Genomic DNA, 23,892 nt, shown 5'->3' with positions numbered 1-23,892 from the left:
TGGCCTCCAATCCAGCCAGCATCTTGAATCACAAACATCCGGCTTTGGGAATCCTACGATTCTCTCAAAATAGGAATCGCTCTAGGATGACGAAGCGCGGCGAGCCCAAAGCTAATCGCGGAGGTTTTCGTTCGTCATGTCCAGGTTTGCGCCGGCTGCGCCCTTTGTCTCACCACACCCGCGCCGGCCGGTAAAGCACCAATGCCAGCACCACGAACTTGGTCAGCAGCGTCGTCTTCGACGCGACGCTTTCCGAAGTGTTGATCAGGATGACCCAGCCCAGCATCGGCAGCCAGATGCCGGCATGGCAGCGGCGCGCCACCTCGAACAGGAACAGCACGAAGCCGAACGTCAGCAAAAGGGTGAAGAAGGCGCCCTGATAGAGGACCGTGCGGATGATCGGGTTCTCGATGCCCTGTTCGAGACCGTTGATGCGGCGCAGGCTGTCGATCAGCTCGACATCCGGCCCCACGATCAGATCGCGCAATTCCAGGTGCTTGAAAAGCTCGAACATCTCGACGCGGGCATTGGCGCTTCCGCTGTCCGACACGAAGCGCTCCAGCAGCGCGTCGAAAAAGCCCAGATATGCCGCCACTATGATGACGACCGGCAGCAGTGCGGCAAGCATGAAGCCGAGTGCCGCACCCAAGAGATTGACGCGGCCCTGGCGCAATTTGGTGGTGCCCTGAAAAAGCAGGTAGCAGCCGCCTAGCACCACCGTCGTCACCATCGCCGTGCGGCCGCCGAAGGCGACGAGTGCCGCGCATTGCAGGCCGATCAACCCTATCCGCACAGGCATCGACAGGGATCTGGCACCGGAGAGCAGCGCAAGCACATAGATCGACGTCACCATGGCATTGGCAAGCGGATGCCCCTGCAGCGCGCTCGAGCGCAGATCGGTGGTAAACGCCACGCCGTCCAGGCGATAGGGGAAGATAAGCGTCTTGGTGGCGAACTCGAAAAGGGCAAGCAGCGCATTCGCCGTCATGACCACGTGAACGACGGTCTGCAGCCCGGCGAAGGTCCGTTCGTCGTCCTCGCTGAGCATCAGGACCAGAAGTGCCGCGGCCACGAACGTATCGATCATGCCGGCCATGCCGGGCCGCTGCCTTGCGATGACGACGAACAGAAGCACGATCGATATGGCGGCCATCAGCGCGCTGGCCGGACGCCTATCGGCGACATGCACTAGATAGCCGACCGGATTGCCGAAGGTGCAGGAGCGCCAGGCAAGCAGCAGCACGATGAGATAGGTGGACGGGTGGATCTTGGTCGCCGGGTTGCCGAACAGGCCATCATAATTGTAGCCGACCAGCCACAGCATGCCGCCCGAGATGCTGAACAGCACCGCTACCGCCGCGATCAGTCCGAAGCGCGTCAGCGCATCGAGCGACGTGCCGGCGCGGGGTGCGGCAACACCATGGTTCGAAGCGCTTGCGCTCCAACTGGCCGCCATATCAGGCGGCCTCGTCGACCAGCAAGGCGGCCGTTGGCAACCGCCCCATCACGGAAACCGCCTGCGCGGTCGTCGTGACGTCGCGCATCGGGGTGGCGTTCAGCGTGGCGACGAGTACGATCTCGTCGGCCATGGCGACCAGCGGCGAGGCATTGAGATTGTCGGCCAGCGCGCCGCCGTCGATGACGACAAGCTCGAAGCTCCGGCGGGCCCGCGCCAGCATCTGCTGCGCAAAATAGATGCCATGCGCTTCCTGGAAGACCGCCTTTGAGCGGCCCCTGCCCAGCACGGCAACATTGCTGCCGGCGGCGTAATGGCTGACGGCCTCGAAGGCATACTCGCCGCGCAGCACATCGAGGATTCCCGGCTGCCGATCCTTCTGGTCGCCGCCGCCGGCATTGGCATCGATGAACAGCACACGGCTGCCCCTGGACGCCGCGGCATCGGCCAGCAGCCGCGCCACCCGGCTGCGCTGCGCGCCCTCGCCCGGCGACGATGTCACCAGGATGGAAGGCACCAGCGGCCAGTCCGCCGGACGCTGGCCCGAACTGAACATGCGCCTCAGTGCAAGGCCGACGACGGCGTCGGTCTTCTGGCTGGAGGCGACGGCGCGCGCCCCGCCGAAAGGCCACCAGCGCCGGCCAGTGCCCGACTTTGCCGGCACCACGCCCAGCACCGGCGCGTCGATCGCCGACTGCATCTGCGCGCTGGAAAGCACCGTCGGCGAGGAATATTCGGCGATCAACGCCAGACCGGTGCCGAGCCCAAGGCCGCCGAATATCGCGCCCAGCAACAGCAGCGGCAAAGGCGGCCAGCTCTTCTTCAAGGCGGGCATGGCGTTGGAGATGATGCGCGCATTGGTGCTGTCGACATTGATCTGCTCGCGCGTCTCCTGGGCGCGCTGGAGATAGTTCGAGTAGACGGAACGCAGCGCCTCGAGATCGCGCTGCAATTCGCGCAGCCGCACCGAGGCCTGGTCGGTGTCGAGCGACTTGCTCTTCATGCCGGCGACCTTGGCTTCCAGCGCCTGCTGGTTGGCCAGCGCCCGTTCGTAGTCCGTCTCGGTGGCGGTGGCGATGCGGCCGAGTTCGCGCGCGATCAGCTGGCGCGTGTCGCGCAGCTGCTGCTGGGCGGCGATCAGCGAAGGATGACGAGGCCCCAGCTCCGTGCCGAGCTGCGAGACCTGGTCGACCAGCGTCGCCTCTTGCGCCCGCAGGCTCGAGATCACCGCCGAGCGCATCGCTTCCGAGGTTGCGTCCGCCGTGCCGCTCTGGCGGCGCATCTGGTCGACCTGCGCCTTCAGCGCCGCGGTGCGGCTCTGCGCCGCCGCAAGCTGCGTGTTGATCTCGGTCAGTTCCTGGTCGCTGACCAGATTGCCTGCCGCCATCACCATGTTGTTGGCGGACTTGTAGGCCTCGACGGCATTCTCGGCCTGCTGGACACGCTTGCGCTGCTCGTCCAGCCGGGCGGTGATCGACTCGGAGGCGTCCCTGGCCATTTTCGCGCGCGCGCTCGCCTGGTCGACCAGGTAGGCCTGCGCGATGGCGTTGGCCAGGAGGGCGGCCTTGTCGGCGCTCTTGGCGGTGACGATGACGTCGAGGACCAGGACCTTGTCGGCCCGCTTCACCGCCAGGCGCCGGCGCAGCGCGTCGAGTGTCTGCACCGACCTGTCGCCTTCGGCCGATGCCGAACCGAGCAGGCGCGACAGCAAGCCCTGCCCGTTGAATTCCGGATCCTGCGTCAGGTTTGTCGCCGCGATCGCCCGCATCAGCACGCCTGTCGACTGGACCACGCTGACCTGGCTCTCGACCTGCGTGATGCCGCCATCGGGTGAGATACGGCTGGGATTGACGTCGTTGGTGACCACCTGCAGGTCCTGCGGATCGATGAGGATTTCCGCCGCCGAGCTGTAGAGCGCCGGCGTAAAAAGACCGTAGAGAAGGGCGACCAGCGTCAGCAGCGCGACAGTGCCGAAGATCCAGAACCGGCGGCGCACCAGGATGCGCTTCAGGTCGCCCAGTTCGACAGTCGAAGCTGCGTATGATCCCGCGCGTGCCGCATCCGGAGAGTGTTGCTGAGGAACCATGGGCAGGGATGATTGCATGGCTGCCTCCGACAATACTCCATATGCCGGCAAGATCAGTTTGCGGCGATAACCTAGCTATTCCTCCAACTGTTAAAACATTGTTAATTATGTTGAGAGGTGACGTGAATTTTGGCACGCGGTTTGCTTAAAAATATACATATCGAGGTGTTGGCTACGCAGCGAGCGGAGACGAATGCAGATGGGGTTACAATTTGACCGGACCGGCCTGGCCGGCAAGGCCGGGCACCGCCTTTTCGGACCTCCACCATGCAGATAAGTCTACGCCTGGACGGCGACTGCGTCCGCGCCTTTCATCTCACGCTGCTGGAGCGCCTTGCCGCGCTCGGCGACGTCGAACTGTCCGTCGATGTCAGGCCGGCGGGCGGCGGCATTCCGCGCAGCGCCGCGGCCCTGTTTCAACTCGAAACGGCGATACACGGACTGGCCCATGATGGACTGGCCCATGATGGACTAGCCAAGCGTGTGCCGCTTTCGGCGCTCGCGCCCTATCGGCGGTCCCCCGCTTCGCCCGACCTGGTCGTCGATCTCTGCGGCGATGTCAGGCTGGAAAGCACACGGGTCTGGCGCGTCACCTATGACGGCGCCAGCGGGGAAGCGGCCTTGCTGGCCCTGACCCTCGCCGGCCGCACGCCGCTTGCCCGCATCGAGGAGAACGGCGTTGCGATCGCCGCCGGGCGTCTGGGCACAGAATATGGCGGCATCGCGCTGGCGTCCTTCCAGGATATGCTGGCGCGCACAGCAAGCCTGATCGTCGCTGCCATGTCAGGCGCGGCAAAGTCGGTGCCCGATCTGCCAGAGCCGGCGCAGGCAGGCAGCCCGCCGCCAATGCCCTCGGCCGGCAAGCTTGGGGTCAGAGCCGGCAAGGCGCTGGCGCGGCGGATCGTCCAGAAGATCTATCACCTTTGCTACAACGCGCCGCATTGGAAGGTCGGCTGGCGGCAAACCGGGGGTTCCGATCTGTTCGACCTGCGTGCGCATCCGGCGTCGGGTTGGCAAGAGCTGCCGGACGATGGCAGCCGCTTCTACGCCGATCCGTTTCCCATCCTCTACCAGGGCCAGCTGACCCTGTTCGTCGAGGACTATATTCACCAGCTCGGCAAAGCCATCATCTCCGCCGTGCCCTTCGGCCCGGCAGGCCCGCTCGGAAGGCCTGAACCGGTGCTGGATCTGCCCTACCATCTCTCCTACCCCTTCGTCTTCGAGCGCGACGGCGAGGTCTGGATGGTGCCGGAAAGCTGCGCCAACGGCACCGTCGATCTCTACCGGGCCACCGCCTTTCCCGGCGGATGGGTCAAGGAGGCGACGCTTCTGTCCGGTGTCGTGGCCAGCGACGCCACGCTTGTCGAGCATGGCGGCGCCTGGTGGCTGTTCGCCACCGTCCGCGATGGCGGCGGCGCCTTCTCCGACACGCTGCATCTGTGGTCGGCGCCGGATTTTCGCGGCCCCTGGGCGCCGCATCCCAAAAATCCCGTGCTGATCGACATCGCCTCGGCGCGGCCGGCCGGCCGCATGGTCAGGCGCGGCAACGACCTGCTGCGCCCGGTCCAGGACTGCCGCAGGAGCTATGGCGCGGCGCTTGGCATCGCACGCATTTCTCACCTTGATTTGATCGGCATGGAGCAGGTCGTTGAAAACATCTTGCATCCAGGTGCGCTATGGAGTGGGCGTAAACTTCACACGCTCAACGAGGCTGGCGGCTTTGAGTTCATCGATGGCTCGGCGATCGCACCGCGCTGGAAGCAGCGGGCCCGCGATTAACCTAAACATTGGTTACTACCAGGCACGCGCTCCGGTTGCTTGCGGTTGATTCAGGTCCGGAAGATATTTTCTACCGGAGATTGTGAACGTGCAGTTGCCACCAGAAAGGGCAGCAGAATGAGTATCTCAGAGGCCTGCCCGGCCGAAGTCGATGTGGCGATCGTCGGTGCCGGAATGGCTGGGACCACCTTAGCCATGCTGTTGGGAAAAGCCGGGCGCAAGGTGGCGCTGATCGATCCGCACCGCGTCCACCACGAGGAGTTCCGGGCCGAGAAGATCGGCATGGATCAGATGCTGCTGTTCGAAAAGCTCGGCCTCGATGCGACACTCAAGCGTCTCGTCACCTCGACGACCGACACGCATGTCTTTCGCCTCGGCCAGTTTTTCGCGCATGAGAAGAAGGCTGAATTCACATTCTCCTACGGCGCGCTGATCAATGGCCTGCGCGATGCCTTGCCTGCGCAAGTGCCGCTGACGGTCGGCAAGGTAACCGAAGTCTCGACTGGACCGGACCGGCAGCGGCTTGTGCTGGCCGACGGCGCCGTCATCGATGCCCGCCTGCTGGTGGTGGCAACCGGCCACGGCGAGGCGGTGCGGCGCGCCGTCGGGGTCGAGCGTATCGAGCAATCGAAGGCGCATTCACTGTCCATGGGATTCGACCTCGCCATCTCGCCGCGTAATTTCGGTCATCAGTCCGTCACCTGCTACAGCAGGCGGGCTGCCGACCGTATCGCCTACATCAGCATCTTTCCCCTCGGCGACAAGATGCGGGCGAACATGTTCCTCTATCGCAATGTGGCCGAAGCGTGGACGCGGGCGTTTCGCCAGGAGCCGCAAAAGATGCTCTGCGAGCTGATGCCCGAAATAGCAGCGCGATGTGGCAACTTCGAAGTCGCAAGTCCTGTCGAGGTCAGGCAGATCAGCCTGAGCACCACGCAAGGCCATCGCCGCGACGGGGTCATCTTCATCGGCGATGCCTTCTGCACGACGTGTCCAACACCGGGCGTCGGCATCGGCCGCGTGATGACCGACGTCGATCAGCTCCATTCGGTTCACATTCCACGATGGCTCGAAACACCAGGCATGGCGGCTGACAAGATCAACGCTTTCTATGACGACCCGGTCAAGGTGGCTGCCGATGAGGATGGCATGCGGGTGAGTTACTATGCCAAGTCGATCACCGCCGGCACCGGACTGGAATGGCGCGCAAGGCGCCTGCGCAACAACACCGCGCGCCAGCTGATGATCATCGGCCGCAAGGTCCGGCATCTGGGGCAGCGGCGGGCGCCCGTGGCCAATATGCGATAGGGCGCGACCAGTCGCGCCCTATCGATTGCTGCTATTGATTGCCCTTGTCAGGCGAATGCATCAGGCGCCAATCAATCACTGAGGATCGGCGGAGGTGTCGATGGGGCAGTCTGGGCCGTGACGCCCGAAAGCCTGTCGCGCTTCTGCAATGTTGGTTTCTCGTATTTCTTCACTGTAAAGTGCCGTCCAAATTAGTACGGTGCCAGCAGAACCAATTCCCTGCCCCGTGTCAATTGTGTCATTACTGGTCCTTACGTCGTTTCCGCGCCATCGTAGTCAAACGATTCTTCACTGTTGCATTGCGGCACATATCGGCTCCGACAGGGCACCTCATCCCAGCGCCAATCGCGCTCTCCTTGCCTCCCCGCGCGATGTTGTAAATCGTTTCATCCAAGGTATTTTGGCCATCGGGAACAGAGGGAATAGTCATGTCCAACAGCGCCTTGCCGCTGGTTATCAGTGCGCCGGAACCACGCACGCTCGACCTGATCTTCACAGCCCGGCAGCTGGGGCGGCTCAAGGCGCAATATCGCATTGTCGAGACGACCGCTGACGGCGTCGCGAAACTGCCGGCCGACGTGCTGGCGGAGGCGCGGTACATCATCGGCCAGCCGCCCATATCGCCCGAAACGCTCGACCGGATGAAGGCGCTGCGCTGCGTCTTCAATGTCGAGACCAACCTCATCAACAACATGCCCTACGAGACCTTGTTCGCGCGCGGCATCCATGTCGTCACCACCGGCCTGGTGTTCGCCGAGCCGGTCGCGGAGCTTGGCCTTGCCATGGCGCTCAACCTCGCCCGCGACATCGTCGATGCCGATCTCGCTTTCCGCCAGGGACAGGAACTGTGGGGCGGCGACGGCAACCAGACGGCGCGGCTCTTGTCCGGCGCCGATGTCGGCATCATCGGTTTCGGCGATCTCGGCCGGGCGCTCAACCGGCTGCTGTCGGGTTTCCGCACCCGCACCAAAGTCTTCGATCCCTGGCTGCCGCCATCCATCCTCATCGACAATGGCGTCGAGCCGGCCTCTCTCGACGAGGTGCTGTCGACCAGCGACTTCATCTTCGTCGTTGCGTCGGTGACCAGCGAGAACCAGGGTTTTCTCGGTGCCGACGCCTTTGCCGGCATGCGCAAGGGCGCCGCCTTCATCCTGCTCAGCCGCGCCGGCGTGGTCGACTTCCCGGCGCTGATGGCGGCGGTGAAGAGCGGCCACATCGTCGCCGCCAGCGACGTTTTCCCCGAAGAACCGCTGGCGCGGGACCATCCGGTGCGCACCCTGCCCGGCTTCCTGCGCTCGGCTCACCGTGCCGGCGCGCTCGACATCGCCTTCAAGCGCATGGGCGATATGGTGCTGGAGGACATGGACCTGATCGACCGCGGCCTGCCGCCGCTGCGCTCCAAGCGCGCCGAGCGCGAGACGGTTTCGCGCATGCGTTCCAAGCCGGCCGACAGGAATTGAAGCGTGGATTTTCGTCCCGGTCGGCCGACCCTCGACAAGGTCGGCTTGACAAGAGCGCGGCCGGCGACGACGCTCCCGCAATCGAATTTTGCGGAGGGAAGCCATGAACATGAAGAAGATCTATGAAAAACCGATGCTGCTCAAACGGCAGAAACTCTCTGCCGTGACGGCGCAGCAAGCCGCTTCAGGAGTGACAGGTCCGACAGGCCCGATAGACTGACGCCTTACGGTGTCCGATCAAGGCAGCATTGGACGCGCCTGCGGGTCGGCGGCGAAACGGCAGTCGCTCGCAACTTCAGTGTTCATGGCTGCTCTTCGCTCTGCGCGCGACCGCTTCCATAAAAGAGCGCGCGGCAGCGTCACAAGCCGTTCTGGACGGTCCGTTCGCGGACAGCACGACCTCCGCGGCCTTCCGCGACATGCCGTATTTCCGGGCGAAGATCGCAGCGTCGTAAGGTTCGTTTTTGGCTGCCGGTGTCGCGGACGTGATCCTGGCCTTGGTCATTGGCGGGTCCGCCTGAAACTTTCGAGCAACTCGCCTTCATTGCGGCAGCCATTCTGAAACAGCGAAAACACTGTGGCTGCCAGCCGCTGTACGTCCGACTCCCCTGACATGCGGTCAAGTTTGCGCTCCAGGCAGACCCGATCGAAGACGCGCTGGCACAGCTGCAGATCGGAAGGATGGAAACCGGGATTGCGCTTATGAAGGCTCGGCATAAGAAGCCCCTTTCGGAGCAGCGACCACTTCCTTGACGCTGTCGGTCAAAAAATGAAATCGGACTGAGCAAGAGTCAACATCGGCCTCATCACAGTAAGTATCGTACAATTCTCCCGCCGGTCTGCCGAACGGTTCTCAGCCCAGCGCGACATGGCGCTTTGTCATTAGCCGGCGGATTTTATTGGCCCTCACCGTGATCCGACGCTCTCAAGATATATGTCGGTTTTGTACCAAGTGGCGCTTGGTACGTTTCCGACACTAACATTCAGGCCGATCTTTTCATATGCGAACGGGCGTTGGGGGGCGCCGTGCTTCGAATTTCACATCGCATTCATAGCTTTATTCGTTCTGCGCCCCTATACATAGGCGATCGTCCGCACGTTTTTACGGGCACGGACGGCTGGGAGATTGGATGGCTCTTGCCCTGCATTGGGCCACGCCATGTCTGATCCCAACAAAAATCATCAATACCGAAACCAACTGCTGCGACGCATGCCTGCGGATGATCTGGCGTTGCTCGAGCCGCACATGCAGCGCTGCGACTTGCCGCTACGCATGATGCTTGTGACCCCGAATATTCCGATCGAGGCCGTCTACTTCATCGAACAGGGCATCGGTTCGGTGGTCGCCAGCACGGCGAGCGGCCAAGAGGCCGAAGTGGGCTTCATCGGCTTCGAAGGCATGACGGGATACTCCCTGGTGATGGGCGACGACCGTGCGCCGCATGCCTGTTATGTACAACTCGAAGGCGAGGCGATCCGCATCGAAGCCGGCGCATTCAAGGCAGCATTGGCGGCAAGTGCGACCATGCGCATGTTCCTGCTGCGCTTCATCAACGCGCTACAAACCCAGGCCGGCTGCACCGCGCTCGTCAACGCGCGGCTGAAGCTCGAGGAGCGGCTGGCGCGATGGCTGCTCATGTGCGACGACCGCGTGCCGGGCGAACATCTCGCCATCACGCACGAATTCCTGGCCATCATGCTTGGTGTCAGGCGGCCAGGCGTCACCGTTGCCCTTCAATTGCTCGAAGGCCGCGCGCTGATCCGCTCGCGTCGGGGCGAGATCGTCATTCGTGACCGCGCCGGGCTGCTGGAACTTGCCAATGGCAGTTACGGCGAAGCCGAGGCCGAATATGCAAGGCTGATCGGCGAGATCGGCGCGCCCTGATCAGGAGCGGTCGCCGCCGGCATCCGGCTTGCCCGATGTCGCTTTGCCGGGCAGCGCCGCACCGCCTTCAAATGCGCCTCGGCCAATCGGCCCATCCCTGCCGACCGGCAAGCCGGCATGCTCCAGACTTGCAAGCTTGCACTTCGTCTGCTCGGCCGCCGCTCCGACAAGGCAGTCGATGGTGAACATGGCACCGGCGTGCTCGCTTGCCGCGACCGCCTGGCGGATCTTCGTCAATTGCGCTTGTGTGTAGTCCAGAAGCTCGACCAGGCCGGTATGATCCAAACCGCCCTCCATTGCAGGATGTCGAGAGGCCGATCTGAGGTCGCTCTTGCCACCGAAATACGCCCATTTGCGGGGCTTGCATAGCCGGACTGTCAAAATCGTACAGTCTACGCGCCACGGGATCCTCGCCCTATTGGACAAAGGTCCATCTTCGCACCCTCGCTACGTCATGCAAGTGTATATAAGCTATCGCTTGAATACTGGTCCGTACGTCTGTCGGGGAGATGTCGTGCCAATCCGCGAGAATCTCGCCGCCAATCTCAGGCGGCTGGTCCAACGCCACGCTTCCGTCAGCGCGGTGTGCCGTGAGCTTGGCATCAACCGCACCCAGTTCGAGCGCTATCTGCAAGGCAAGGCGGTTCCCAACAAAGCCACCGCCAGGCTGATCTGCGACTATTTCAAGATCGACGAGGATGAGTTGTATCGTGAGCCGGCCGCCGCGGCAGCCAAGGGCGACAGCAATGCAACGTTGCGCGAGGCACTGTACGAGAACATGGTGCGGCCGCCGTCGCCCGCCATCGCCGGAGGCACCTATTTCACCTATTTTTCGATCCCCGGCCGACCCGATTTTTTGATGCGCTCGGTCACCTTCGTGCGGCGTGAGGCCGATCTCGTCACCTTCAGGCGGGTAACGCGCTGGGCTCCGGGCGATGGCCAGGGTGGTTCGAGAATGCCCGGCAACCATTACGGCGTGGCGATCTCGCGCCTGAACTGGATCTATTTCACAGGCATCAACCGCCGCCAGACAAGCGAGCCCTCGATCATGACCGTACAGTGGGCTGCCATCTCCGAACCAGTTCTGGTCGGCAGGGCGATCGTCCTCACCGGATCAGGGCCGGCCTTTGTGTCGGTCATCATGCGGCAGGACGTCACCAGGATCAGCATGAGGCGAGCGATGCTGATGTCCCATATCGTCAGTCTCGACGACCCCAGCGTCGATCGGCTGGTGGTCAGTCTTGCACGAGAGACCCGCTAAACTCGCTTTCTACGGGAAAAATCGGGGAAAGTTTCAAGTTTTTCGACTATATTTTTCTTCGTTTCGGGATTTTTGCGCAAAAAATGCCGGAACTTTCACCCAAACCTGTCGTTTTCCAACTGATCGTTGCTTCGACGATCCCAAAGCAACAGGAGGAGTACACCATGAACATCAAGATGATCTGTTTCGGCGCGATGACGCTCTCGATGGTTGCCGGCTCCGCGCTTGCGGCAGGCGACACCGGCACGTCGGCTCTCGACGATCCGGCCAAGATGCAGCCCTTCTACACCGATAGCGGCATGAAGACGATGGTCAGCAACGACGACTTCGTTAAAGCCTGGAAGGCCCTTACGCCGGACGACCAGACCGCGATGATGAAGGCCTGCGAGGACGAGGCGAAGGACGCCACTGCGGCCAACAGCCATCCGGAATTCTGCAGCAGCGTGAAAGCGAACGGCGGCAGCAAGTAGCAATCCAGCGAACCGATGAGAAACAGCCCCTTCGCGGGGCTGTTTTGCGTCTGCCGCAGGGCGCGCGGCCAAGCCCGCCACGCAACGATCAAGCCCGGCCGGCGCGCCGGCCCATTTCCATTCCTGCTATGTTGCACTGCGACAAAATTGTTTTATGTTGCACTGCGATAAATTTGTTGCATTGCGATATCAGCCTGCCCGGCCGACGTTGCGCAGGGGCTGGGCCTTGCACGAAGGAGCCGTCGTGGCAGCATCGTTCCGGTCGGACATACAAGGATTGCGCGCGCTCGCTGTCGGCGGTGTCGTCGCCTACCATTTCGGCCTCACCTCGCTCCCCGGCGGCTTTGCCGGCGTCGACATCTTCTTCGTCATCTCGGGCTGGCTGATAACAACCCACCTCATGCAGGAGATCGGCGAGACCGGCCGGCTCGACCTTTGGCGCTTCTATGCCAGGCGCGCGCGGCGGCTTCTGCCGGCAGCTTTGTTCGTCATCCTGGTTACGCTGGCCGCCGGCTACTTCATCCTGGCGCCGCAGGAGCAGGCGCTCTATTCGCGCGGCGCCATGTTCGCCTCCGCCTATGCCATCAATCTGTGGCTGCTGCGCTGGTCGTTCGACTATTTCGCCGCCGACGCCACCAGCAATCCCTTCATCCACTTCTGGTCGTTGTCGGTGGAGGAGCAGTTCTATCTGGCCTGGCCGGCGCTGCTTCTGCTGGCCGCTTGGCTGCGGCCGGGCCGGCGAACGGCCGCAGCCGTGATCGGCGTTGCCGGCCTTGCCTCCTTCGCCGCCTGCCAGTGGCTGACCAGCGCAGCACCCGCCTGGGCCTTCTATTTCTCGCCGCTGCGCGCCTGGGAGTTCGCTGCCGGCGGCCTGGCGACGCTGGTCCCCATGGCTTTGCTGCAGCACCGCATCTGGCTGCGGGCCGCACTTGGCTGGCTCGGCCTGGCGCTGATCGCGACGGCCTATCTCCTGTTGAGCGAGGACCTGCCCTTCCCCGGCTGGTACGCGTTGCTGCCGGTGGCCGGCACCGTGCTGGTGCTGCTGAGCGGCGTCGGCGGGCCGCAGACCAATAGACGGACCGGCTGGCAAGCCCTTGGCCCGGCTACCGCTTTGTCCCTGCCGCCCTTGCAATGGATCGGCACGCTCTCCTATTCGCTCTATCTCTGGCATTGGCCGGTCATCGTCTATGCCGGGATGCTGGCGCCGGACCTTTCCGTGCCGCAGCGCCTTGGCTGTGGCGTGCTGGCGCTCGCGCTGTCGGTGCTCACCTATCATTTGATCGAAGACCCGGCGCGGCGCGGCGCCTGGATGGCGGTGGGCGCCCGCGCCTTTCCCAGGGTCATTCCAGACGCAAAACCGCTTCGCGCTTTTCCCGGCCTTGTGCTGGTTCCCGCGCTGATGCTGACCGGCACCGGCGTGGCGGTCGCCTATGCCAACGCGCATCTGGCCACGCGCAATATCGGCCCCGAGCAGCGCGGCATCGAGCAGGCGGTCGAAAGACCTTCCATCGCGCGGGCCGTCGACAAGAACTGCCTGGCCGACTTCCAAACAGTGACGCCGAAACCCTGTATGTTCGGCCCGGCCGATGCCACCCGCACCATCGTGCTGTTCGGCGATTCGCACGCCGACCAGTGGTCGACGCCGCTGATCGAGGCGGCCAAGCGCAACGACACAAAGGTCATCACCTATCTTAAATCATCGTGCCGCGCCTCGCGGCTCTCCACCTTCAACACCGTGCTGAAGCGCGACTACACCGAATGCGACGCCTGGCGCGAGCAGGCCATATCAGAGATCATCCGCCGCAAGCCGCGCCTGGTGGTGATCTCCGAATTCTCCATCGGCAATCTGACCCGCGACCTGCCCGCCGCCGAACGCACCGCCGAAGTAGCGCGCTGGCAGGCCGGCCTGCGCTCGACCTTGCAGGCCTTCAGCCGGGCCGGTGTCGAGACGGCTGTTATCCGCGACACGCCGATTAACGCCAGCTTCGCCGGCTCCTGCGTGGCGCGCACCCTGTGGTGGCGCGAAGCCCCCTCGCCGCACTGCGATACGCCAAGGGCGGACGCCGCCAACGACAGCACCGCCGCCGCCGAGCGCGCCGTGGTGACCAGCGTACCCGACACCCGCTACATCGACCTCACCAACCAATTCTGCGGCCCGACCACCTGCCACGTCGTCATATCAGGCAAGCTGGCGTTTCGTGACAGGCACCACCTGGCGACGGGCTTTGCCGAGACACTGGCGGGGCCATTGGAGAGGGCCTTGTTTTAGAGGTTCCCTTCTCCCCGTCTATACGAGGAGAAGGTGCCGGCAGGCGGATGAGGGGCGGCGCGGCGCGGCAAATCAATGCGCCCCCGCGAACAGCTCGCGATGATGAGCCAGAAACGCCGGATGTGGCATCAACCGCGCATCCTTGGGCCAATGCAAACCCTGGGATTCCGGACGGAAGAGATTTCTCAATTCGCTCGGCACCCGGTTGTGCGCGACCAGCAGTCGATGGTTTTCGTCTATCGAAATCAGATGCCGATCGAACAGCCAATGCACGGTGGCCGATAGCGCGATGCCGTTCCGGACAACATCCGGCCCGCCGACCGCGACAGGTTTGATATGAGCGGCCTGAACCTCGGCCCTGCCGCCACCATTGATAATGCGCAAGCCGGTGACTGCGCATTTATCCTCATAAGCACGGCAGACTTCCAACCGGAAGGTGGCGTCGCGGATTTTGCGGTTCAGCAAGATCTGTTCGACCCGACGATCGACCGTCTCGGCAAAACCGGGCTGTCCGGCAAAACCAGGCTGGATCGGCCATGGAACATCCAGCGGCAGCATGTCGGGGCTGAGCCTTCTGGCGTTGGCAGGGTCAAGTGTCTCATTCAAACCAGCCAGCACGATGTTGTCGAAATCCTCACTCAGGATCGGGCGCATCGACTTGCCCTGCACGGCTTGGCCGACGTGGCTGGGGTCGAGAACCTCGCGCAACAGCGCCTCCGCGTAGCGGCCATCCTTAACGAAAGGCACCGGTGTAGGAAATTCGAGATAGTCCGTCACATGGGCATAGTAACGGTCGGATCGGTCAGGATCCGGCAAGACATCTGTTACACGCGCATAGGCGATATACGCACGACGGCCGCCATTGCGCTGCGGTTCGCGAAACAGCACCCAGTCGCCAATGGCGTTCCGGGCAGCGTCCAGATAATTGCTGCGAGCGGGGAATTGATAGCGGCGGGTGATGTCATCGTCGTAGCCAGAACCCGGCTTCACATCGAAAACGGCTTTCACGATTCTATTCCTGGGAATGCAAACGCCTAGGCTAGCGATGTTTTACGCATCGTGCGAGCCATCCGTTGCACCATCTCACCATCTCACCACCTCACCACCTCACCACCTCACCTCCTCATCATCATCCCGTAATGCACCGCCAGCAGATCCAGCCCCACCTTCAGCAGCTTTGTCACCACATTCCGGCCCTCGCCGGTCTGCTCGGACAGGCGCTTGAGGGAACCGTCAGCGCAGCAGACTTGTCGCACCACGGCGGCCACCTCCCAATGGCCTAGCGCTCTTGTGGCGGCGGCATAGGCCCTGCCGGCGTCGAGAACGCTGTCGGCGATGCCGCCGCCCTCGCGGCCGCCGTCGACGCGCTCGGTCCAGCGCATCGGCTTGACATCAGCCTGCTGGCTGCAGCGGAAATCCTCGCGGTAGCGCAGGCCTGCCTCGCGCTGCTGGCGCGACAGCGAGGTGATGCCGATAAGCGCATCGATGGCGCGCACCCGCACGATGCCGCCGGCGGCGGCGTGGCCGTCATTCGACACCTCGTAGACACGAGCAGCCTCCAGCGTTCCCGCCGCCAGCCGCTTGCGGCCGAAGGCGTCATCCCTGAGCGCGAAATCATGGCCGATCTGGCGGCGTATGCGCACCTGCTCGGCCTCACCCTTCGGCAATTTCGGCGCCTGCGGTTTTGCGGATTTGGTCTTTTTGCTCATGGAAGGCTCCTGGTTGGCTTGGGATGATGGAGGACGGCAAGGCGGCGATCCTTCGCGCTGTTGGGCATCTCCCCACATGGTCGGCAGGGCGGAGAGGGCCGCCGTTCGGTTGGCCTTCGTTGAACCGGAGGTCGTCGCCTCTTCGCCGCTGCGCCACCATCCTTGCCGCCCGGCATCCAGGCTGATGGAACCGGCGCGAGCTTTCGACGTTATGTCGCGTCCACGCCAAGGGGAGGTTCGCCGATGACAGCCTTCATGCCGGTTACCGTGCGCTTTTGCGACAACAAAACCATGCTGGTCAGTTCGGTGGCCGGCGCAGCCGAGGCACTGCGCCACCAATGGCCCGACAAGACAGCACCTGGTTATCTCGAGGCGACGCGGCTGGTTACGCTCGCCGTCGACGGCACCTGCTGCCAGCGCATCGCATTCGACGCCTTCACCAGGGCGGCCAAGCAACAGAACATACTGGTGGCCAGGCCCAAAAGCCGCGCCCATGACTGGCTGGACGCGGTGGCTAGTCCATGAGGATCGCCAGCCAGCCGAAAAATTGATGCAACCGCCCGCCAGCGGGGCGCGTTTAAGGATGCGGTAGACAGAGCCGCGCGCAAAGCGAAGGTGAACGCGGTGGGTACGATGAAAACCGGAGTGCCGCTCAAAGTGCGGGTGGAGGATGAGGTCGAAGAGATCGACAGCGTCAGCGAAGCCGCCGATTTTCTGCAGCGCTGGCCGCTGGAGCGACGCGGCCATGTCTACCGCAGCGCGCTTAACGCCTGCAGCGCGGCGATCGCCGCGCAGATTTCCGAAGCCGACGCCATGAAGGTGTTTACCGGCTTTGCCCGGGTGACCGGCATATTGATCGCCGAAGGCAACCCGGCGATGGCGATGGACGCAAGGAGCATGCAGAGCCGCACGCCCAAGCAGGGCCGGCAAATGCCGAAGTAAGGTTCTGGCGATTTTGCTCCGGGCTTGATTCATCTCAGATCCTCCACCTTTGTGCGGCGAGGCAGCCCCCTCACCCAGCCTCCGCTTCGCTCGGCTGACCATTTTGGGGCGAGCCACGTGTCTCGTCCGTCCTTCGGACCCCCGAGGGGAGAGGAGACTTGCACCGTCGGGTGCCCTCTCTTCTCCCCCACGGGGAGAAGGTGGCCGCGAAGCGGCCGGATGAGGCTGGCGCAGCAATGGGAGAGCGTGCTCATCCCGCCACAAATACGCGGCGCTGGAAGCGCGCCTGATGGTAGGTGCAATAGCTTTTCAGCGGCGTGGTGCGCATGCCGCAGCACAGCATGTCGGCGCCCGGCCGGCTGCCGGGCGCATCGTTTTCAGAATCCTCCTCCACCGTCAGATCCAGCGGCGCGCGGCAGCGTGAAAACAGGCAATCGATGAAGCGCATCGCCACGCCATGCGGCTGCCGGCCGATGGCCGCGCGCGGCGGCGCCGGCACCTCCAGGCGATAGGCTACGCCGTCGGCGATCAGCACGCCCGCCTCGCGCACGAACGAATGGGCGCGCCTGGGCCGGGCCACTTCACGCGCATGGATATCCTTGGCGGCAAGCACGCCATGCATCTTGCCGACGGCAGGCGTCGCATTCGCCGACATGCCATCGGCCCGCTTGCTTCCAGCGCGCTTGCCCCCGGCCTGTCTGGCTCGCGGCGGCGGCCCCTTGCCATTGGCAAAGCCGATCGCGCCCAGCATGGCGTTACGATGCACGATGCCGATGATGGCGTCGCGCGACACCGGACTGCCACGCAGCGCGGTGAACGCGACTGCAATCCTGGAGGCTGAAAGCCCGTCCTTCAGCCAGCGGCCGATCTCGTGCAATTCCGCGTCGCTATAGCTTGCCATATACCAGCTCCATCCAAAGTTCGGCCGCGCGCCGTCGGGCAGCGTCAAGGTTCGACCCGGTGGCCGGGCCGCAGTCAGGTTGTTTTTCAAGAGCCGGCTGTCAGCCGGCCAGCCTCAGCCGGATTGGGCCGATTTCCCGCCGGCAAGGTGCAAAAGCCGCGCCTCGGCCGTGTTTCTGTCCAGGGCGGAAACCGCCCTGCCCGTTAGCCTGTCCAACAGGATGACGGTGCCGTCCTCGGTGCGGATGCAGGATCGGCCAGCCGAAAAAACAGCGCCGGCGCCATGCCGGCCGAATTGGGGACCGGAGCCGCTGGGAGCGGCGGCTCCGGCCGTTCCGGTCGCCGGAAACAGGCGGACCGGACCCGAGGCTGGTGCAGTCAAGCACTGAGCCTCGGGCTTCACCCCGGCCGGGGAGGAGGACGGCCGGGGCGGAAGGGAATGGGCGGCGGTTATGACCGCCGGATGCGCCTCGCGTGAGGCCGGCGACTCGGCGCCATCAAAGCTGGACAGGTTTTGCATGACCGGATATAAGCATAACTCGAAAATATATGCAAGCCATTCTTTCATAGACGAGAGCCGCTTTCATCGCTCACATGGGCGCCATGGCAAAAACGGAACTGTCGATCAAGGTCGGGGCGGCGATCCGCAAGGCGCGCAAGCAGCGCGGCCTGGTCATGCGCCACATTGCGGAGCACAACGACACCGATGTCGCCGCCGTCGGCAACTGGGAAACCGGCCGCAATCTGCCCAAGACCGAGAACCTCCTGAAGACCGCCGCCTTCCTGCGCGTCGACCCGGTGGCGCTGGGCCAAGGGCAGGTCGTGTTTCTCGACGATGCCGGACCGGTCGCCGACGCGGAGATCGTCACCGATGCCGGTCCGCTGCCCGCCGGTTCGATGGATATCGAGGTGCTAGGCGCGGCCGTCGGCGGCGACGATGGCGATTTCACCTTCAACGGCGAGCCGGCAGGCTACGTCCAGCGCCCGCCGGGCGTGCGCAACCTGCCGAAGGTGTTCGCCCTGCACGTGCTCTCGGATTCCATGGTGCCGCGTTACGAGCCCGGCGACCTGATCTATTGCGGCGGCCGCGACGCGGTGCCCGGCGACCACGTGGTGATCGAGACCTTCCCCGAAGAAAACGAGCGCAACGGCAAGGCCTTCATCAAGAAGCTGGTCAAACGCACGGCGGGCGAGTTGGTGGTCGAGCAATACAATCCGCCGAAGACGCTGACCTTCAACCGCTACGCCATCAAACATGTCTGGCGCGTGATTTCGCTGAAGGAATTGCTGGGGTATTGAGGAGCGCTTCTTGCCTTCTCCCCTTGCGGGGGTGAAAGGCGGTCCGCACAGCGGACGAAAAGCCAATTGCTTGGCTTTTCGAGCCTTGAACGCCCTGAGCTTGCGAAGGGCCGGGTAGCGCAGGATCCACCTGCCGGGTCCCCGCTGCTTCGCAGCGCCCCGGCGTTCGCTGGCCTTTGATCGTGCCACTGGCACGATCAATTCGCTTACGCGAACCGGCCGTTCACCCTTTCGACAAGACTCAAGCCCGCCGCGCTCCCTCCAGCGGCACCTCGCGATCGCTCAGCATCTGCGCTTCGCTACGCACGCGCTGGCGCTCGTCGATGAAGGCCGCCTGGATCGTAACGGTCGCCCCCGGCAGTCCGTCGGCACGGCAGGCCGAGCAGACGATGCGGCCCGACAGAGCGGCAAGCGGCGTGTTCCTCGTCACGCCGAACCGCTTCAACTGATCGGGCCGCCACCAACGGTTGCGGCCGCAATCCGCGCACTCGACCGAGATCGAGGCGACATGCGCCATTGTTGGTTCCCTGCCCGGCAATGCCATCGCCCCTGCCTCGTCTTTGTTCCTGATTTGTTCGCATATTCCTGTGTTTTGCGCCCGGAGTCGAGTCGCAGTTTTCAAACTTTCCCAGAAGTTTTTCTTCTAAGGTAATTTGAGTTATGCTTTCACGCTGGATATGCAAATGTGAGTCGGAGCACGAACCCGCCCATTGCATCAAACCCGGGAGCGATAATGGACGCCCTTGCCGCCGATTTTGCCCGTTCCTGCGGTTACGCCGGCGACAGCCTGGCCCTGCTTGAAGCCTTCGAAGCCATCCGCCGCAACGGCATCGCCCACGCCCGTCAGGATCACGTCAGGCGCAAGGCGGTGATCGACGCGTTGAAACCGTCGGAGGCGCTGTTCCTGGCCGCGATTGGCCCGGCCCTCTCGGCGGAGGAGGCCATCGAGGACGCCGTCCGCTTCATAGCCTGCTGGCGCAACATACCGCGCTGGCGCCAGGAGCGGCGCCTGCCCGACCTGATCAGGGCCAAGCAACAGCGGCTGGTGGCGCGGTATTTTCGTCGCCATGGCCATCTTCTATGGGCGCGCGAAGCAGCGTGAGGCTGGACCAGCCATTTGCGGGTTCCATCAGCAATTTTTTCTTTCTAGACTGCGCAGGGGTGGCTGATCGTCGACGTGCATAGTTTGGAATGTTCAAGACTGCCCGCTCAAAATTTCAAACCTGGATAACGGCCGGCGCGGGAACCATCGCCGCCCTGTTCGTCGCCGGCCTGATGGGCGCGTTCGGCGCCCTGCCCGCCCACGCCCCGCCGCAATTGCCGCCCGATGCCGCCATCGATGCCGGGCGTTGGCATCTCAAGCCGGTGCGTGCATATGTCAGCCGCGCCAAGGTCTATGGCGTGCCGCTGAAACCAGGCCAGAAGGCGCTGGTGCTGGAGGTCGACCTGACCAATCGCACGGCGCAATCCGACAAGGCCTATTTCAATGTCTTCACGCCGGACGGACTCGCTCTGCTCGACGGCCTGCCGATGATCGCGCTGACCCGTGATTCGACTCTGACGCCGGAACTGCATCCCGGCATGACCGAACGCATGGCCTATGTCTGGCCGCTTGCCGGCGACGCCATCGTGCCGGCAAATCTCAGCTTCGGCATCATCGCCGAGCTCTTCAAGCCGCGCGACAACCTTTACGGGACGCCCGGCTGGTTCAATCCCACTCGGCTCGGCACCGTCACCTTGCCCGTCGTCGACCTGCCCGTGGCAGACTCACGGAAAGGCGGCTCATGAATATCCGGGCCATCGGCAATCTCCTGATCCTCGCCACCACCGTGGCGCTGAGCTACGGCATGCAGGTGTCGAAGCCGCATTATGCCGAGCTCACCGCACCGATCCCGGTCGACGGCGCCGTCCACGACACGGTGCGGGCGCGCAGCTTCGCTGTCCGCCTCGACAGAGTGGTCTTTGCCCGCACGCTGAAGAGCGACCAGTTCGGCCAGGAGAAGCTTTTGACGACCAGCGGCCTGTGGGCGGTGGTGACGACCAGTCTCACCGCCACCAGCACCTCCACCACGGTCGCCGACGGCACCTGGCAAGGCCCGACCGGCCTGCGCTACCACCAGAGCGAACGGCTGGGCTACCGCCAGGACATGCCGCCGCATTCCATTGATCCGGGGTTGGAAAGACGCGGCCTGTTCATCTTCGAGATGCCGCCCGACCAGATCCCCGGCGCCAGCCTGCTGGTCGCCGCGCGCCGGTTCGGCCCGCTCGACGCCCAGGCCCGCATCAGCCTCGACGCGGTGCCGACCGGCGCCGATGGCCAGCCAGCGGATGTCTTGCCGCAATACGATCTTGATGCGCGACTGTAGGAAGGGGCGCGCAAGCCTAACTGCCCATGACCTGGCGCAGCAATGCAATCACTTCCGCAACAGAAGGACCTTCGACAGGGGGTGGATCGGCCCGCTCACAAAATTCCCTCCAAATAAACAGCGTGAGTTCCGCGCCATCGGTGCCCGGTTCGCTTGACGCATCAGTGAACTGTTCAAGGATCGATATCGATGGTCGGACCAGAAGAGCCGTTCGACCCAGTCATAGACAGGTATCAGGTGAAAATGGAACGAATGACCCGGAGAATGGCCGTAGCGACTGATGTAGAGCCGGTTAGGCCGCAGCCGCGACGTCAATGCCTTCTGAGCTTCCGCAAGCAATGGGCCCAATTCGGCCAGAGCCGCTTGCGGCAGTTCCAAGAGGTTGTTGGTCGGCAGCTTGGAACCAAGCACCAGGTACCCGGGCAGAGCAGAGTCAGTCCGGTGGCTCAGGAGCCAGAAATCCGTCGCGGAAATCTGAAACGGTTCGGGACTCTGCAAATTTTGTTCTCCGATGCAGGGAGCTCAATCGTTTCAGAGTAACCCAGCTTGAACCCAAAGCAATTCCGCAGCGCAGTTTGCGCTCGAAACTCTCAACACTGAGCAAGACCAAGGCAAAGGCATGACCGCAGTTTCGACCGATCTCGAACCAGCCGCCGACGAAGGCCGAGAGACCGAGAAAAAATGGCGCCGGCGCGGTCTTGCCGCGCTCGCTATCCTGCTGCCGCTGACGCTGGCCGAGACCAGCTATGACAGCGTCCGTGAATGGCTGCACGGCGACGACCTCATCGCCAGGGATGTCGAGTTCGGCCAGTCCGTGCCATTCGGCGGCAGCGAGTGGCGGCTGGCCGATCTGCGCGGCGGCAAGGCCGGCCGCTTGCCCGACCACGCCTTCGCCGTCATCGCCACCTTTGCGGTAACGGTTGGCGACCCCGATCTGCAAAAACAGTGGCTGGGCTGCAAGGTGATACTGACCGACGCCGCCGGGCGCCGCTGGCTGTCCGACTTCATCTCCGGCGTCGGCCTGCCGGACGGCGTGATGAACTGCACCTCGGCGATCTTCTCCGGCGCCAAGAAGGGCGAAATCATCACCGTGGGCGAAACCTTCATCGTGCCCGAGGACGCCATCAAGACCATCCGCCCGGCTGTCGGATTGGGCAGCGAGCGGCCGTGGTTCCTGCGCTTTCAGAGGCCGCCGAAGTGAGCGTCCTTCTCCCCGTAAACGGAGAGAATTCACTTCCCCGCCCGCTTCGCCATCGAAAACGCTGTCTCCAGCACGGCGGCGAGAAAGCATATGCGCAGCGGCTCGATCAGGATGCCGGTGGAGGAATCCTGGAACGGGCTGCCGAACAGCAGCGTCACGCCATGCGAAAAAATCTGCCAGACGTCGAGCTCGTGCGGACCGATCAGCCGCGTCGTGCCCAGCCATAGCCAGGCAGCGCCCCAGTCGAGCAAGCGGTAGCCGACGACCAGCGTGCACAAAAGCACCAGACTGGAGCTGACTGTCAGCCGAACCCCGTTGGCGATCGGCAGATAGCGCGAGCGGTAACCGGCGATGAAATGCTCGACGAAATCACGCAGGAATTTCGGCAGGCCGACATAGCGCCGGCCGGCGCGCTCCAGCCGGCCGTGCACGCGCATCAGGGCGGCATCGTCGCGCACGTCATAGCCATAGATCAGCGCCGCCATCACCAGCCAGATCAGCGGCAGCAACATGAAGAAGAACAGGTTGACGGCAACCGTCGATGGCGCGATCGACTCGACCGGCACCATGGGGGCGGCCGAGGCCATCGGCACCGGGTTCGCCAGCCCGTCCACTGAGGCCTGCAGGGCCGACCAGAAATTGCGGCTCATCAGCCATTGCAGCGCCGAGTCCTTCCAGCGGCTGATCACATAGAGGCCAACGAAGATCCAGTTGGTCTCGCAGATCACCACGACGATCTGCCAGAACGAGGCGGCTTTCGTTTTCGTCTGCATGAATTTGGCCAGCCGGTGGATCAGCCAGGACACCGCCACCGAGACCAGCAGCCAGCGCGAATCGAGCACGTCGAGCACATTGGCGCTCTGGCCGAAATCGGCCTGGTCGAGCGTGGCGCGCGAATATTGGCGAACGATGTCGCCCAGAAATCCCCAGGCCGCGTAATAGGCGAAGAACGGCAGCAGCGCGATGGTGATCATCCGCACCAGCCGCGAGCCGCGCCGGTCCACAGCACCCGGCTCCTTGACGGCTTGCGCCTCGGTGGTTGCGGCCTTGTCCGCGCTGCGCTGCGCGGCCAGCACATGCGGCAGGCCGGGGCGCAACACATGGAACATCGCCACCGTCACCACCAGCTGCGCCAGCGCCACCAGCGTCAGCATCGCCAGCCCGGCGAAGTGATTGGCCAGCGCCACCTTCGCCGCGAGCTGCATGAGGAGATCGCCGACCAGCACGCCGGCCAGCACGAGTGCCACGAGTTGCGGCCAGAACCGCCGCAGCAGCGAAAAACTCAAGGTGATCGGTCTGATGATATCGGCAAACATGAGGTTCTCTCACGATGCCACCCGCCCCAGGTCTTTCTAGCAAAGCATGCTTGTTTTGCAAGAATGGGGGTCCCTAGCAAGCGCAGGTGCGAGGCACCCCCCTTGTATCTACACGAGAGAGATTTCGTGGGATTAGAGCGATTGAGCCAAGGTCCGGGCGGCCGCCCGGACCTTGGCTTGGCGAA

At 63.6% G+C, this 23,892-nt stretch carries 25 protein-coding genes and 1 pseudogene; 15 read left to right on the top strand and 11 right to left on the bottom strand.

All coding sequences use genetic code 11. From position 1 onward, the window contains the following. Nucleotides 1-169: 169 nt before the first annotated feature. Nucleotides 170-1,456, bottom strand: coding sequence for a VpsF family polysaccharide biosynthesis protein (locus tag NKH97_RS32070; RefSeq protein WP_352799757.1), 1,287 nt, complete (start codon nt 1,454-1,456; stop codon nt 170-172). A 1-nt stretch (nt 1,457) separates the two neighbouring features. After that, nucleotides 1,458-3,560, bottom strand: coding sequence for a GumC family protein (locus NKH97_RS32065; RefSeq protein ID WP_352799755.1), 2,103 nt, complete (start codon nt 3,558-3,560; stop codon nt 1,458-1,460). Between the two features lie 249 nt (nt 3,561-3,809). Between NKH97_RS32065 and NKH97_RS32060 the strand changes: the two genes are divergently transcribed. The 4 genes from NKH97_RS32060 (at nt 3,810) to NKH97_RS32045 (ending at nt 8,309) form a co-directional block, all read left to right on the top strand. Then, nucleotides 3,810-5,321 carry a glucosamine inositolphosphorylceramide transferase family protein gene (locus tag NKH97_RS32060; protein WP_352611061.1) on the top strand — a complete coding sequence of 504 codons (1,512 nt, stop codon included), beginning with the start codon at nt 3,810-3,812 and terminating at the stop codon, nt 5,319-5,321. A 117-nt stretch (nt 5,322-5,438) separates the two neighbouring features. Beyond that, a complete protein-coding gene (locus tag NKH97_RS32055) occupies nt 5,439-6,629 on the top strand; it encodes an FAD-dependent oxidoreductase (protein WP_352632174.1) in 1,191 nt (396 codons plus the stop codon). Between the two features lie 428 nt (nt 6,630-7,057). After that, complete coding sequence (locus tag NKH97_RS32050; RefSeq protein ID WP_352759380.1) at nt 7,058-8,089, top strand: hydroxyacid dehydrogenase; 1,032 nt, start codon at nt 7,058-7,060, stop codon at nt 8,087-8,089. Nucleotides 8,090-8,192: 103 nt separating this feature from the next. Next, the gene (locus NKH97_RS32045) at nt 8,193-8,309 is read left to right on the top strand and encodes a putative RiPP precursor (protein WP_352759383.1); all 117 of its coding nucleotides are present in this window, start codon (nt 8,193-8,195) and stop codon (nt 8,307-8,309) included. 75 nt (nt 8,310-8,384) lie between these two features. Here the strand turns inward: NKH97_RS32045 and NKH97_RS32040 are convergent, their stop codons facing one another. Further along, complete coding sequence (locus NKH97_RS32040) at nt 8,385-8,594, bottom strand: hypothetical protein (RefSeq protein ID WP_023813302.1); 210 nt, start codon at nt 8,592-8,594, stop codon at nt 8,385-8,387. 654 nt (nt 8,595-9,248) lie between these two features. Between NKH97_RS32040 and NKH97_RS32035 the strand changes: the two genes are divergently transcribed. Continuing rightward, complete coding sequence (locus NKH97_RS32035; RefSeq protein ID WP_031213618.1) at nt 9,249-9,974, top strand: Crp/Fnr family transcriptional regulator; 726 nt, start codon at nt 9,249-9,251, stop codon at nt 9,972-9,974. On the opposite strand, the gene NKH97_RS32030 is transcribed toward NKH97_RS32035, so the two are convergent. Further along, on the bottom strand, nt 9,975-10,259 hold the full coding sequence (locus NKH97_RS32030; RefSeq protein ID WP_128305546.1) for a hypothetical protein: 285 nt from the start codon (nt 10,257-10,259) through the stop codon (nt 9,975-9,977). It abuts the gene before it with no gap. Between the two features lie 229 nt (nt 10,260-10,488). On the opposite strand from NKH97_RS32030, the gene NKH97_RS32025 reads away from it, so the two are divergent. The 3 genes from NKH97_RS32025 to NKH97_RS32015 all read left to right on the top strand — a co-directional run bounded on the left by NKH97_RS32025 (nt 10,489) and on the right by NKH97_RS32015 (nt 13,974). Continuing rightward, nucleotides 10,489-11,235, top strand: a complete 747-nt coding sequence (locus NKH97_RS32025; RefSeq protein ID WP_352759385.1) for a helix-turn-helix domain-containing protein — start codon at nt 10,489-10,491, stop codon at nt 11,233-11,235. 164 nt (nt 11,236-11,399) lie between these two features. Next, nucleotides 11,400-11,705, top strand: coding sequence for a hypothetical protein (locus NKH97_RS32020; RefSeq protein ID WP_023813297.1), 306 nt, complete (start codon nt 11,400-11,402; stop codon nt 11,703-11,705). Nucleotides 11,706-11,949: 244 nt separating this feature from the next. After that, the gene (locus NKH97_RS32015) at nt 11,950-13,974 is read left to right on the top strand and encodes an acyltransferase family protein (RefSeq protein WP_352611053.1); all 2,025 of its coding nucleotides are present in this window, start codon (nt 11,950-11,952) and stop codon (nt 13,972-13,974) included. 72 nt (nt 13,975-14,046) lie between these two features. Here the strand turns inward: NKH97_RS32015 and NKH97_RS32010 are convergent, their stop codons facing one another. Continuing rightward, nucleotides 14,047-14,982 carry an HNH endonuclease gene (locus NKH97_RS32010; RefSeq protein ID WP_023813295.1) on the bottom strand — a complete coding sequence of 312 codons (936 nt, stop codon included), beginning with the start codon at nt 14,980-14,982 and terminating at the stop codon, nt 14,047-14,049. Between the two features lie 107 nt (nt 14,983-15,089). Further along, nucleotides 15,090-15,683: a DUF6456 domain-containing protein gene (locus NKH97_RS32005; RefSeq protein WP_023813294.1), complete on the bottom strand. Its 594-nt coding sequence runs from the start codon at nt 15,681-15,683 to the stop codon at nt 15,090-15,092. A 243-nt stretch (nt 15,684-15,926) separates the two neighbouring features. Between NKH97_RS32005 and NKH97_RS32000 the strand changes: the two genes are divergently transcribed. Both NKH97_RS32000 and NKH97_RS31995 read left to right on the top strand, forming a co-directional pair. Further along, the gene (locus NKH97_RS32000) at nt 15,927-16,208 is read left to right on the top strand and encodes a DUF982 domain-containing protein (protein WP_023813293.1); all 282 of its coding nucleotides are present in this window, start codon (nt 15,927-15,929) and stop codon (nt 16,206-16,208) included. A gap of 108 nt (nt 16,209-16,316) precedes the next feature. Next, entirely contained in the window at nt 16,317-16,625 is a 309-nt protein-coding gene (locus tag NKH97_RS31995; protein ID WP_023813292.1) for a DUF982 domain-containing protein, read from the top strand. Nucleotides 16,626-16,875: 250 nt separating this feature from the next. Here NKH97_RS31995 and NKH97_RS31990 read toward each other — a convergent pair whose 3' ends face one another. Together NKH97_RS31990 and NKH97_RS31985 are read right to left on the bottom strand one after the other, a co-directional pair. Then, on the bottom strand, nt 16,876-17,526 hold the full coding sequence (locus NKH97_RS31990; RefSeq protein WP_023813291.1) for a GcrA cell cycle regulator: 651 nt from the start codon (nt 17,524-17,526) through the stop codon (nt 16,876-16,878). 114 nt (nt 17,527-17,640) lie between these two features. After that, nucleotides 17,641-17,907: a hypothetical protein gene (locus NKH97_RS31985; RefSeq protein ID WP_245273285.1), complete on the bottom strand. Its 267-nt coding sequence runs from the start codon at nt 17,905-17,907 to the stop codon at nt 17,641-17,643. A 212-nt stretch (nt 17,908-18,119) separates the two neighbouring features. Here NKH97_RS31985 and NKH97_RS31980 point away from each other — a divergent pair, with 212 nt between their 5' ends. Beyond that, nucleotides 18,120-18,824, top strand: a complete 705-nt coding sequence (locus NKH97_RS31980; protein ID WP_023813289.1) for an XRE family transcriptional regulator — start codon at nt 18,120-18,122, stop codon at nt 18,822-18,824. 241 nt (nt 18,825-19,065) lie between these two features. Here NKH97_RS31980 and NKH97_RS31975 read toward each other — a convergent pair whose 3' ends face one another. Continuing rightward, nucleotides 19,066-19,368, bottom strand: a complete 303-nt coding sequence (locus NKH97_RS31975) for a hypothetical protein (protein WP_031213614.1) — start codon at nt 19,366-19,368, stop codon at nt 19,066-19,068. Nucleotides 19,369-19,557: 189 nt separating this feature from the next. Here NKH97_RS31975 and NKH97_RS31970 point away from each other — a divergent pair, with 189 nt between their 5' ends. From NKH97_RS31970 to NKH97_RS31960, 3 genes are all read left to right on the top strand, one after another. After that, entirely contained in the window at nt 19,558-19,926 is a 369-nt protein-coding gene (locus NKH97_RS31970) for a hypothetical protein (RefSeq protein WP_023813287.1), read from the top strand. 89 nt (nt 19,927-20,015) lie between these two features. After that, nucleotides 20,016-20,612 (top strand): hypothetical protein, encoded by a 597-nt coding sequence (locus tag NKH97_RS31965; RefSeq protein ID WP_352799749.1) that lies wholly within the window; start codon nt 20,016-20,018, stop codon nt 20,610-20,612. Further along, nucleotides 20,609-21,190, top strand: a complete 582-nt coding sequence (locus tag NKH97_RS31960) for a hypothetical protein (protein ID WP_023813285.1) — start codon at nt 20,609-20,611, stop codon at nt 21,188-21,190. Before NKH97_RS31965 ends, NKH97_RS31960 begins: the two co-directional genes overlap by 4 nt. A 16-nt stretch (nt 21,191-21,206) precedes the next feature. On the opposite strand, the pseudogene NKH97_RS31955 reads toward NKH97_RS31960, so the two are convergent. Next, nucleotides 21,207-21,688: pseudogene (locus NKH97_RS31955) on the bottom strand (HIT family protein). Nucleotides 21,689-21,809: 121 nt separating this feature from the next. Between NKH97_RS31955 and NKH97_RS31950 the strand changes: the two are divergent. Next, entirely contained in the window at nt 21,810-22,391 is a 582-nt protein-coding gene (locus NKH97_RS31950; RefSeq protein ID WP_023813283.1) for a hypothetical protein, read from the top strand. 29 nt (nt 22,392-22,420) lie between these two features. On the opposite strand, the gene NKH97_RS31945 is transcribed toward NKH97_RS31950, so the two are convergent. Further along, a complete protein-coding gene (locus NKH97_RS31945) occupies nt 22,421-23,707 on the bottom strand; it encodes a hypothetical protein (RefSeq protein WP_023813282.1) in 1,287 nt (428 codons plus the stop codon). Nucleotides 23,708-23,892: the final 185 nt, after the last annotated feature.

Origin of the sequence: Mesorhizobium sp. M0870, from assembly GCF_040319775.1 — a bacterium.
Classification (GTDB): domain Bacteria; phylum Pseudomonadota; class Alphaproteobacteria; order Rhizobiales; family Rhizobiaceae; genus Mesorhizobium.
This window is presented reverse-complemented; position numbering and strand designations above follow the sequence as displayed.

Excerpts from the sequence above, each read along its gene's own strand:
- NKH97_RS31950 (WP_023813283.1), top strand. The coding sequence starts at position 21,810 with ATGACCGCAGTTTCGACCGATCTCGAACCAGCCGCCGACGAAGGCCGA.
- NKH97_RS32070 (WP_352799757.1), bottom strand. The coding sequence starts at position 1,456 with ATGGCGGCCAGTTGGAGCGCAAGCGCTTCGAACCATGGTGTTGCCGCA.
- NKH97_RS32005 (WP_023813294.1), bottom strand. The coding sequence starts at position 15,683 with ATGAGCAAAAAGACCAAATCCGCAAAACCGCAGGCGCCGAAATTGCCG.
- NKH97_RS31980 (WP_023813289.1), top strand. The coding sequence starts at position 18,120 with ATGGGCGCCATGGCAAAAACGGAACTGTCGATCAAGGTCGGGGCGGCG.
- NKH97_RS32040 (WP_023813302.1), bottom strand. The coding sequence starts at position 8,594 with ATGACCAAGGCCAGGATCACGTCCGCGACACCGGCAGCCAAAAACGAA.
- NKH97_RS31970 (WP_023813287.1), top strand. The coding sequence starts at position 19,558 with ATGGACGCCCTTGCCGCCGATTTTGCCCGTTCCTGCGGTTACGCCGGC.
- NKH97_RS32045 (WP_352759383.1), top strand. The coding sequence starts at position 8,193 with ATGAACATGAAGAAGATCTATGAAAAACCGATGCTGCTCAAACGGCAG.
- NKH97_RS31945 (WP_023813282.1), bottom strand. The coding sequence starts at position 23,707 with ATGTTTGCCGATATCATCAGACCGATCACCTTGAGTTTTTCGCTGCTG.
- NKH97_RS32055 (WP_352632174.1), top strand. The coding sequence starts at position 5,439 with ATGAGTATCTCAGAGGCCTGCCCGGCCGAAGTCGATGTGGCGATCGTC.
- NKH97_RS32060 (WP_352611061.1), top strand. The coding sequence starts at position 3,810 with ATGCAGATAAGTCTACGCCTGGACGGCGACTGCGTCCGCGCCTTTCAT.
- NKH97_RS32035 (WP_031213618.1), top strand. The coding sequence starts at position 9,249 with ATGTCTGATCCCAACAAAAATCATCAATACCGAAACCAACTGCTGCGA.
- NKH97_RS31995 (WP_023813292.1), top strand. The coding sequence starts at position 16,317 with ATGAAAACCGGAGTGCCGCTCAAAGTGCGGGTGGAGGATGAGGTCGAA.
- NKH97_RS32065 (WP_352799755.1), bottom strand. The coding sequence starts at position 3,560 with ATGCAATCATCCCTGCCCATGGTTCCTCAGCAACACTCTCCGGATGCG.
- NKH97_RS32020 (WP_023813297.1), top strand. The coding sequence starts at position 11,400 with ATGAACATCAAGATGATCTGTTTCGGCGCGATGACGCTCTCGATGGTT.
- NKH97_RS31960 (WP_023813285.1), top strand. The coding sequence starts at position 20,609 with ATGAATATCCGGGCCATCGGCAATCTCCTGATCCTCGCCACCACCGTG.
- NKH97_RS32050 (WP_352759380.1), top strand. The coding sequence starts at position 7,058 with ATGTCCAACAGCGCCTTGCCGCTGGTTATCAGTGCGCCGGAACCACGC.
- NKH97_RS31990 (WP_023813291.1), bottom strand. The coding sequence starts at position 17,526 with ATGGCAAGCTATAGCGACGCGGAATTGCACGAGATCGGCCGCTGGCTG.
- NKH97_RS32000 (WP_023813293.1), top strand. The coding sequence starts at position 15,927 with ATGACAGCCTTCATGCCGGTTACCGTGCGCTTTTGCGACAACAAAACC.
- NKH97_RS31975 (WP_031213614.1), bottom strand. The coding sequence starts at position 19,368 with ATGGCATTGCCGGGCAGGGAACCAACAATGGCGCATGTCGCCTCGATC.
- NKH97_RS31965 (WP_352799749.1), top strand. The coding sequence starts at position 20,016 with ATGTTCAAGACTGCCCGCTCAAAATTTCAAACCTGGATAACGGCCGGC.